The organism is Streptomyces sp. 8P21H-1, from assembly GCF_013302945.1.
Genome location: NZ_JABTYA010000187.1, coordinates 1 through 2,253 on the forward strand (window position 1 = coordinate 1; position 2,253 = coordinate 2,253).

Annotated in this window: 2 protein-coding genes and 1 pseudogene; all 3 read left to right on the forward strand. The window is 75.2% G+C overall.

What is annotated here, in order from left to right:
• A pseudogene (locus HO151_RS07285) lies at positions 1-140 on the forward strand (sirohydrochlorin chelatase); the annotation flags it as partial.
• A gap of 101 nt (positions 141-241) precedes the next feature.
• Complete coding sequence (locus HO151_RS03070) at positions 242-1,090, forward strand: class I SAM-dependent methyltransferase (protein WP_173894577.1); 849 nt, start codon at positions 242-244, stop codon at positions 1,088-1,090.
• Positions 1,087-2,253: hypothetical protein (locus tag HO151_RS03075; RefSeq protein WP_173894578.1), on the forward strand; the 1,167-nt coding region annotated here is incomplete at its 3' end. The genes HO151_RS03070 and HO151_RS03075, both read left to right, overlap by 4 nt.

Consider the following 2,253-nt stretch of genomic DNA (forward strand, 5'->3'; position numbering starts at 1 on the left):
CGGCGGCCCCGTGGATCGCCGCGGCCCCCCTGGGCGCCCACCCGGCCATGGCCCGCCTGGTCCTGCACCGCTACGACCGGTCGCTGACCGTCCCGGCGACGCCGCGGGCGGGGGCTGGACGCGCACTGGCCCTGCGTTGAGGCCCACTTGCGCCGACCTCGGCCTTCGGTGATACCAAGGGTGCCGCGTGACAAGGAAGTTCAGAAGTTCACCGGCGTCATGAACGGAGGCAGGCCGAGCGATGCAGGGTGGAGTCGGACTGACCGCGTACCTCGTCAACGAGTCCCGGCTGCGCCGGCCCGACCTCGCGGAGGACGGACTGGCGGGCGCGTGGATCCCCGAGGACGGGCGGCGGGACGTCCGGGAGCTGTGGCAGGAGTTCGCCGACGCCGTGTACCCGCACGACGACCTGGTGGTGTCGCTGCGCGGCAGGGTCATCGCCGACACGCTCGCCGAGGCGCTGCGGGCCGCCCCCGGGACCGTGCTCGTGGTGTGCGGGGCGGGCTTCTCCTCCTACCCGTGGCTGCTGGACTTCCCCGTCGCGGTGGAGGTGGACCTGCCGGAGATGGCCGAGGCCAAGCGGCGGCGCGCGGCCGAGCTGACGGCGGCCGGGACCCTCCCGGAGCGGGACGTGCGCCACCTCGGCGCCGACCTGGCCGTCCCCGCCGAACGGGCCGCGGTCGCCGCGCGGGTGCGGGAGATCGCCGCCGGACGCCCGGTCGCGTACGTCGCCGAGGGCCTCGTGTTCTACCTGCCGCAGGACGAGGCCCGCGCGGTGGTCGCGCTCGGCGCGGAGTTCGGCACGAGCACGGTCACCGCGGTGAGCTACTGGCCCGCGTCCGCCTCGGACAACCGGGTGCTGGAGCGGCAGCGCGCCTGGTTCCGCAGCCGGTCCGTCCCGGAGGAGGCGAGTCACCTGACCCGCGCCGAGGTGGCCGCCCTGCTGGGCGGGTCACCGGACGACCTCGGCCCCGAGGACCTGCAGCGGCGCTACCTGGGCGCGGTCGCGGTGCCCGAGTCCGAACTCGTCCCGGAGTACGTGGCCGTGTCCTGGACGCGCGACACCGCCGGGCCGGGAGCCGCCCGATGAGTGCCGTGCTGCACCTGCAGAGCCGTGCCTATCCGCTGCACCACCGCACGCCCGCCGTTCCGCCGGAGGTCGTCGTGGTGCCCGGCCACGGCGAGCTGCGACCGGTCGTCGGCGCCCTCGGCTCCCTCACCTACAACCGCGACCGCACCGTCGAGCTGGACCTGACCGGGATCGTCGCACCCGCGATCGACCTGCCCGGCGTGCGGATCGTCGCCTGCCGTGCGCGGATCCTCAGCGGCGGCACCGTGCTGGTCGTCTACGCGCTGCGGCACGAGCAGGACCTGCGGCGGCTGAGCCTGCCCGAGCTCGACGCCCTCGACGCGGCCGTCAACGGCCTGCTGCGCGAGGCGGACGCGCCGGTCCTCACGGCCGTACTGTCCGCGGCCGTCGCCGGCGGCCTGGTCCAGGACATCGCGCTGCGCCCGGACCTGGCGGTGGCCGGCGCCCGTTCGCCGATCGACCGCAGGTCCGCGCGGTACAACGCGCACTTCGTCACCGAGCGGCCGCCCTGGCCGTCCGACGACCGGGTGCCGGAGGTCGCCTCCGGTCCGGACCTGCGCGTCCTGCTGCCGTACACCTACGCCTGGGACCGCGACCCGGACACCGCGCCGGCCGACCTGCTGACCATGACCGAGCCGACGGACATCGCCGTCGCCCAGCAGTCACTGCTGACCGGGGCGCTGATCGCCGGGCGGTGGGTGCTCGGCGACCTCGCCCACGCGCACCCCGAGAACACCGACGTGCACACGTTCCGGCGTTTCCTCGACGGGCTGTGGGCCGACTTCCACCACCTGGACAGCTACCGCATAGAGTCCCTCCAGGCGCACCGGGCCAGCTACCTGGCCGCCCGGCAGGTCATCGGCCTCGACGACACCCAGGAGCGCGCCGACAAGCTGCTGGGCTACGTCAGCAGTTCGCTGCTGGCCGCCGCCTCCGAGCGGGCCGAGGCCCTCGACACCCGGCTCAACAGGGTCGCGGCCGCCCTCACCGTGGTCAGCGCGGCCGCCTTCGGCCTGGACATCGCGGTGTTCGTCCTGCCCCGGATGTCGCTGTGGCCCAAGCTCGCCGTGGTGGCGGGACTGCTGGGCGTGGTCGCCGCCGGGCTGGTCGCGGCGATACTGCCGGGAAGGCGGCGCCGGGCCGCACGGCGCCGGACCGCGGCA